The 7,393-nt window shown below is 64.5% G+C and carries 7 protein-coding genes; 3 read left to right on the forward strand and 4 right to left on the reverse strand.

From position 1 onward, the window contains the following. Positions 1-922: AMP-binding protein (locus AC1DP3_RS17590; protein WP_477295548.1), on the forward strand; the 922-nt coding region annotated here is incomplete at its 5' end. A gap of 140 nt (positions 923-1,062) precedes the next feature. Here the strand turns inward: AC1DP3_RS17590 and AC1DP3_RS17595 are convergent. Beyond that, entirely contained in the window at positions 1,063-1,677 is a 615-nt protein-coding gene (locus AC1DP3_RS17595) for a TetR/AcrR family transcriptional regulator (RefSeq protein WP_477295550.1), read from the reverse strand. Positions 1,678-1,855: 178 nt separating this feature from the next. After that, entirely contained in the window at positions 1,856-2,410 is a 555-nt protein-coding gene (locus AC1DP3_RS17600; RefSeq protein ID WP_477295552.1) for a helix-turn-helix domain-containing protein, read from the reverse strand. Here AC1DP3_RS17600 and AC1DP3_RS17605 point away from each other — a divergent pair. Further along, positions 2,409-3,443 carry a DMT family transporter gene (locus AC1DP3_RS17605; protein ID WP_477295553.1) on the forward strand — a complete coding sequence of 345 codons (1,035 nt, stop codon included), beginning with the start codon at positions 2,409-2,411 and terminating at the stop codon, positions 3,441-3,443. The two genes, AC1DP3_RS17600 and AC1DP3_RS17605, sit on opposite strands and share 2 nt — an antisense overlap. A 145-nt stretch (positions 3,444-3,588) precedes the next feature. Then, entirely contained in the window at positions 3,589-4,854 is a 1,266-nt protein-coding gene (locus tag AC1DP3_RS17610) for a multidrug effflux MFS transporter (RefSeq protein WP_477295555.1), read from the forward strand. Positions 4,855-4,946: 92 nt separating this feature from the next. Here the strand turns inward: AC1DP3_RS17610 and AC1DP3_RS17615 are convergent, their stop codons facing one another. Together AC1DP3_RS17615 and AC1DP3_RS17620 are read right to left on the reverse strand one after the other, a co-directional pair. Continuing rightward, the gene (locus AC1DP3_RS17615; RefSeq protein WP_477295557.1) at positions 4,947-6,095 is read right to left on the reverse strand and encodes a serine hydrolase domain-containing protein; all 1,149 of its coding nucleotides are present in this window, start codon (positions 6,093-6,095) and stop codon (positions 4,947-4,949) included. Between the two features lie 40 nt (positions 6,096-6,135). Then, on the reverse strand, positions 6,136-7,194 hold the full coding sequence (locus AC1DP3_RS17620) for a LacI family DNA-binding transcriptional regulator (RefSeq protein ID WP_477295559.1): 1,059 nt from the start codon (positions 7,192-7,194) through the stop codon (positions 6,136-6,138). Positions 7,195-7,393: the final 199 nt, after the last annotated feature.

The raw sequence follows: 7,393 nt of genomic DNA on the forward strand, positions 1-7,393 counted from the left end.
CGCCTGCACCAGTCACGGCGCCACAATGGTCATCCCCAACCCCGCCTTTGACCCCGCAGCGACGCTCGCGGCCGTTGCGCGGGAGCGCTGCACCTCTCTCTACGGGGTGCCGACGATGTTCATCGCGATGCTCAACGATCCTGCCGTGCAGACCCTCGATCACAGCACCCTGCGAACCGGAATCATGGCCGGCTCATCCTGCCCCGTGGAAACCATGAAGCAAGTCATCGAACGACTCGGGATGACCGAGGTTTCCATCTGCTACGGAATGACGGAGACTTCCCCGGTATCTCTCCAAACGCGAGATGACGACTCCATCGAGCGGCGTGTGTCGACGGTCGGCCGAGTCGGCCCGCACCTCGAAGTGAAGATCGCGGACCCGCTCACGCGAACGACGTTGCCGCGCGGGGAGGCCGGCGAACTGTGCACCCGTGGCTATTCGGTGATGCTCGGCTACTGGAACGAGCCGGAGAAGACGGCTGAGGCTATCGACGGCGACGGTTGGATGTGGACCGGCGATATCGGCGTGATGGACGACGCCGGGTACGTCAGCATCACCGGCCGGATCAAGGACATGGTCATCCGGGGCGGAGAGAACATCTACCCGCGGGAGATCGAGGAGTTCTTGATGACTCACCCCGACGTCCTCGACGCTCAGGTGATTGGCGTACCGGACGAAAAGTACGGCGAGGAACTCATGGCCTGGCTGCGGCTACGAGACGGAGCCAGCCCGCTCGACGCCGCAGCTGTCCGCGACTACTGCTCAGGCAGACTGTCCCACCACAAAATCCCAAAGTACGTCCACATCGCGCAAGAGTTCCCCATGACGATCACCGGAAAAGTGCGGAAGGTCCAAATGCGAGAACTGGCGACACAAATCCTCAGCCACGCCGCCTCATCACTCKCGGAGACTGGTCGATGATCTGGCCGCGCTGCCGCCTCCCCGACAGCCCGTCCTCGAAATAGGCGGCGGCAGGGATGGACTCCTCGGCCGTCGGGGACGCAGGCATGCTCGTTGACCGGGTCCCGCCGTGTTCTCGTTCCTCAATCTGCTGCTCGGAGCTATGGCCGGAGTAATTCGAGGAACTCGCGTATGTCGTCCACTCTGGGCGTGTCACGCCGGTAGAGCCACTGGAGTTGGAGTCCGCGCACCATGGCGCTGATTTGGCGTGCCGTGACGTCCAGGTCGATGTCCGACCGTAGCCGTCCTTTCTCGCGTTCGAGCGCAAGCCCCGTCTTGACGTCCTGAACCATCGCATCCATGCGCTCTTGCGCCCACACGTGGGCGGAATGGTCGGGGCGTATCGCTTCGGCCAGGATGGTCACGTCGAGCTGGATCAGGTCGGGGATGTCATCGTTGGCGCTGAGCAGGTCAGGAAGAGCATCCAGAATCCCGCGCTCTTCGATCATGGGCTCGAAGACGGGTGCCTCACGCATGGCTTGCTCGTTGAAGACCGCCTCGAGCAAACTTTCCTTCGTCGGAAAGTGGTAGGTGAGGGCGGCGTGGCTGACCCCGAGCGCCTCGGCGATTTTCCGCAGTGACAGGCGCTGGAATCCCTGCGCGGCGAAGAGCTCAAGGGCTTTCGCCGTGAACTCCTCGCGTGTCTGCTGCCCATTGGCGTACGCCCCGCGTCTTCTCATTGGACGACGCTCCGCCTGCTGCGTGGTCTCTGGCATGCTGCCCGCCTCCTCTGCCAACAGCATAGCGGCGAAATATTGCCAATTAGGAAAACTTTCTCGCAGCGAGTCTCTTGTATCCCGGAGCCGACTCAGCTGTCAGCGCCGAGTTGCGCTACCTGACGACGGAGCCGTGCCGCACACGTACCGGCCCCGGAAGGACGAGGAAGACTCACGCTCAGTTGACAACCGCACGCGCGAACGAGGTGGCGCCGTCGTGAACGTTGACGTACGCGTAGGGCGTCGACGTGGAGAAGGAGACGTGCTGGCCGGCGGTGAGGGTGACGTCACCGGGAGCGCGCTCGAGGCGGAGGGCTCCGCTGGTGACAAGAAGCATTTCGTGCCATCCTTCGGGGTCAGGCTGCGCGTCGTATCGGTCACCGGGCCCTAGCGTCCACGTCCAAAGCTGAGCCTCCTTCCGGGCTGGCACAGACCCKAGCAGCACGGCCACGCTCCCCGAAGCCTTTCCACGCCAGGTGATCTCGTCGATGGCCGTAGCAACAGCGCCGGGCGCGGCGACGAGGGTGGCAAATGACGTGCCGAGTGCCTCCGCAAGCCGGTCCAGGCCCGTCAGGCTGATGTTGGCCTCACCGCCCTCAAGGTTGATGATGGTCCGCCTGCTGACTCCGGAACGCTCGGCGAGATTCGCTTGACTCAACCCCGCCTTCTGGCGTGCCCGGCGCAGGTTGCCGCCGACGTGGGCCAGCACGGCCCGAGTCTCCTCGTGTTGCATGTGCACTATTCTGCACTATAAGGTGTGCAGAATGTTGCACAATCTGCGAGGGTCCCTGCGCTTCTCGCGTCCAGAGTGGGCGCTCGTCGGGATCACCGCCCTTTGGGGCGCGACATTCCTGATCGTGCACACTGCGATGGACCACAGCGGCCCCCTGTTCTTCGTCGGAGCGCGTTTCCTCGTGGCGGCGCTGATCACTGCACTCGCCTTCCATCGAGCGCTTCGAGCGATGAAATGGCTCGACATCGGCGCGGGAGCGGCGATCGGGTCGATGATCTTCCTCGGGTATGGGCTCCAGACCTTTGGACTTCAGACGGTGCCAAGCAGTACCGTGGCGTTTCTCACAGCCCTTTACGTCCCGCTGGTGCCGCTGCTGCAGTGGGTTCTGCTCCGGCGCCCTCCGGGAGCGCTTTCGCTGGCCGGTGCCGCCCTCGCCTTCGTCGGCCTGTTGCTGATTGCCGGCCCCCAGGGCGGCATCAGCTTCGGCGAGGGCGAGATCGCAACCCTGATCAGCACTGTCCCGATCGCGGTGGAGGTCATTCTCATCAGCGCTTTCGCCKGTCGCGTACATCTGGGCCGAGTGACCGTGGTGCAGCTGTTAGTCGCCAGCGCGCTGGCATTCGTCCTCATGCCCGTGACTGGAGAGAAGATCCCCGAATTCTCTTGGATCTGGGTTCTCGCCGCCCTGGCCCTGGGCGGGAGCAGCGGGCTCATTCAGGTCACGATGAATTGGGCGCAGCGCTCTGTCTCACCGACCCGCGCGACCATCATCTATGCCGCAGAACCCGTGTGGGGAGGGGCGATCGGACGCCTCGCCGGCGACCGGCTGCCCGCGCTCGCGATCGTCGGCGCAGCAGTCATCGTCGCGGGAACTCTCATCAGCGAAGTGAAGCCTCGGAATGCGAAGGCTCACCAAGCATCGGGGCCGCATCATGTCAGCGATCGCGTGAGCGCAACTTCCTCGTCGGCCACAACTCGGACATCGTCGCAGACGACGATCCGCCGGCCGGTCACGCCGTCTGATGGACACTGACCCGAGGTGCGAAGGAACTGGATTTTGCGCAACGGTTCGCAGTTTGCGCTGCATTCCCTTTGGATAGACGGAAACCGTCCTCACTTCACGCGTTGGGCGCCACGGGCGATCCCCTCGGTGATGCTTCGTCATCATGGAGATCCGAATGCCCGAATCTACTGTCGAGCGCCGCGAKCACACATCGACCGCGTCGATCCTCACCATCGTCGCGGGCCGACCTCTGCATCCGATCGTGTTCATCGTGGTCCTTGGGGGCCTCACCGCGCTGGGGCCGTTCACGATGGATCTGTACCTCCCCGCCTTTCCGCTGATCGAGCAGGATCTGCACACCACATCTGCCATGGTTCAGCTCACGCTCAGCGCGACTGCCATCGGCCTGGGCATCGGCCAGCTCGTCGTCGGTCCGCTGAGTGACTCGATTGGCCGGAAGGTTCCCGTAACTTTCGCCACCGCGCTGCATGTCGCGTCGAGCCTTGTGATCGCGCTCGCGCCGAACATCGAGATCGTCGCTCTCGCGCGGTTCGGCCAAGGCTTCGGCGCCGCCGCCGGCTCGGTCGTGGCCGCTGCGATGATCCGCGACCTGTTCGGCGGGAAGCGGCTCGTGCGGATGGCGGCACGCATCGCCTTGATCAGCGGCCTCGCGCCGATCGTGGCACCGATCATCGGCTCTCAGCTGCTCCTTCTCACGGATTGGCGCGGTGTCTTCTGGCTGCTGGCCGGCTTCGGTGCGCTCATCCTCGTGGCCGTCGCAAGTCTGCTGCCGGAGACCCTGCCCCGCGCGGGTCGCGCAAGTGACAAACGCAGATGGACCGACCGCGTCGCCTTACTCGCACGCGATCGGGTCTATGTCGGTACGGTGATCGTCGGCGCGATGATCTTTGCCGCGATCGTGAGTTACCTGTCCGCATCGCCGTTCATCTTCCAAGACGTCTACGGGTTCTCTGAGCAGACCTTCGGGTTCATCTTCGCCGTCAACGCTGTCGGGCTCCTTGTGGCGACGCAGGTCTCGGCACGGCTATTGCGACGGTACCGACCGGCCAGCCTCCTGTGCGTGGCCCTCCCCGCCATGGCGCTGAGCGGGACTGCTTTCGTCGCCGTCGGCATTCTTGATGGCGAATGGTGGTGGGCGGCCGCGGCCTCGTCGCTGCTGGTCGCGCTTCACGGCTTCTCCGGACCGTGCCTGAACGTCCTCATCCTCGCGCGCAACCAGCAGCAGAGTGGCACGGCCGTTGCGCTGAGCGGTTTCGTGAACTCTGTGGTGGGCGGCATCCTGTCGCTCGGGCCAGCGCTCCTCGGCGGGGTCAGCGTCTTGTCGCTCGGCGTGGTCGTCGTGGGCAGCGCCGTTGCCGGGCTGGTCGCGCTGCTGGTCGTCGTCCGTCCCTCATCCGTGCCCGAGCTGACGGCAGAGTGATGCCGGCCTTGCCCCTTCCCGTGCTTGCACGTCGATCGGAGAGGCTGCTGTCCAGATGCTGCGCTTGAAGTGTCGTCTGGGGCCGTGGCCGGTCAACCCATCACAGCGGACAGTGCCGCTACGACCGACTTTCCGCGTTCCCAGTCGCCGATCTGGTTTGTCAGATACGCGAAACCGACCTTGTGATACGGATCCGCAAACGAGACCTGGCCGTTCGCCCCATCGTGCCCGAACGAGTACTCGGACAGGTACCACTCCCAGTGCGACGGGATCATGACGCCGGCCCCCCACGATTGATAGGGAGGAGGTCCAGCAAACTGCGGCGCGCCCACGCTGCGGGGCGCGCGCAGCGACTCAACGGTTTGGTCCGAAATGAGGCGGTGACCGTCGGTGGTGGTGACAGCAGCAGACCAGATCTTCGCGATTGCCGGAGCAGACGCGATGCCATTCACGCCTGGCAACTCCGCGCGTCGGCCACTCTCGCTGAAAACGAGGCTCACGACGTCGATGCCGGCGCCGAGGTCCATTGCACGTTCCAGCCAAGGGTTGGCGTGATCGGGCTCCGGAGTTGGCGCGGGGGACGGGTCGGGAACGAGGGGCGCGACGCGCTCGTCGAATTCTGCCGGCAGCCCGATCCACGCCTCGGCCCCGAGGGGAGCGGCGATCTCCTCTCGGAACACGGCGCCGAGGGTTCTGGGGTCCGCGAACGATACCAACTTGGAGGTGAGCGCACCGTGTGTGAAGGGGTGATATTGATGGCTCGCGCCGGGCTTCCACAGAGGCTCTTGCGCGGCGAGCACATCAGCAGTGGCGATGGAGTCGAGAAACACCTCCTCAGACAGGGCCAGCCGGGGGGCGGACAAACCCGCTCGGTGTGCGAGGACGTCGCCTATCGACACTGCTCCCTTCCCGTGAACTGCGAACTCCGGCCACACCTGCGCGATGTCTGTGTCGTAACCCGGAAGCTCTCCCCGCTCGACGAGTCGAGCGATCACAAGCGAAGCGAGACCCTTCGTCACCGATGCGACGGGTATGAGAGTGTTCAGGGAGAACGGGACGCCTGCGGCCCGGTCGGCGGTTCCGCCAGCCAGGTGAACGACGGGGCGGCCGTCCTTCCAGATTGCGAGGCTTGCGCCGGATGTCCGACCATCGGCGATCGTCGCGAAGAACGCTTCCGCTACTCGCTCGTATCCGGGTGCGACGAGGGTGTCGTCCGCGCTCTGCGACAGCTGCTGGCTCATATGCTTTCCAATCGGTTGGGTGTCGCGGGTGACGCCGGCGTCAGCTCTCGCCCCGGGATCGCGGCTTGCTGCTCGAGCGAACGACGAGGAACGGAGTGATGAGTTTGTGGCGTGATTCACTTCGGCCGGAAATCCGCTCGAGCAGCAACTCGGCGGCGATAGAGCCCATCTCCAGGCCCGACTGGTCGACGGTCGTGAGTGAGATCGGGCCGATCGCGGCGGTGGGCGAATTGTCGTAGCCCGCCAACGCGAAGGCGTCACGCGCAGCGAGCCCGCGTTCCCACAGCTCGCTGATCATCCCGAAGGCGACGATGTCCGCACCGGCATGAACAGCCGTCGGCGGAGGTGTGATCCTTGACACCAGACGTGCTGCCTCCCGCCCGCCCTCGAGACTCCATGCACCACGGATGACGATGCCCTCCAGGCCGTGAGCAGCCATAGCGCGCCGGAACCCGTTCATGCGCAGCGTCTCTGGAAAGGAGGGGTCGTCCGATTCGTTGTGGTGAGTGACGAATGCGACGCGGTCATGACCGAGGCTCACGAAGTGATCGACTACGAGCTTGGCTCCCAACTCGTCGTCGCCGGAAACCGAGTCGAGGGTGCTGCTGGAACTGTGGCGGCCAACGAGTACGACCGGCACCTCGCTCGCGAATGTCTCGAGCTCAGCATCGCTCGCCCGAGGAGATACCAGTACGATCCCGTCCATCTGATGATCGATCAGCGCGTTCATCACGACCCGTTGGCTGGTCGCTGACACGCCACCGGGGGCGATCAGGATCTCGTAGCCCTGTTGGGCGAGCACGTTCGTCATGCCGATCTGCAAAAGGCTGACGAACGGATTCTCTATGTCGGAGACGATCATCCCGACGGTGTAGGTGCGCCCGCGCATGCCACGAGCGGGTCGGTGTGGACGGTACGACAGTGCTTCCATCGATTCCTTCACCCGCTCGCGCATCGAATCGCTCACCCCCGGTGCCTCCCGGAGCACTTTCGAAGCAGAGGCGACGGATACGCCCGCATGACGAGCGACGTCAACGATCGTGATTCGGCCGCCCCGCTTGCCCACAGAGCTTGGAGACTCGACGCGTTCAATCTTCACTCGTCAACTCCATCGTTCTCTGCCATCCGCGTCGCCGCGTGCAGCTCGTCGACTGCGGGCCGTGGGGGCAAATATAACGTTCTACAGGCTGAGGTCTAGAAGAGACGAGGTGAGGATCAGGCTTTTGCGCAAAACGGTGGATGCGCATTGTGCGGTCACGCGGAGCGCCCTAGCGTTCTCKGGACGGCAGAGAACGTTC

This window comes from Microbacterium sp. P5_B6, assembly GCF_056400345.1.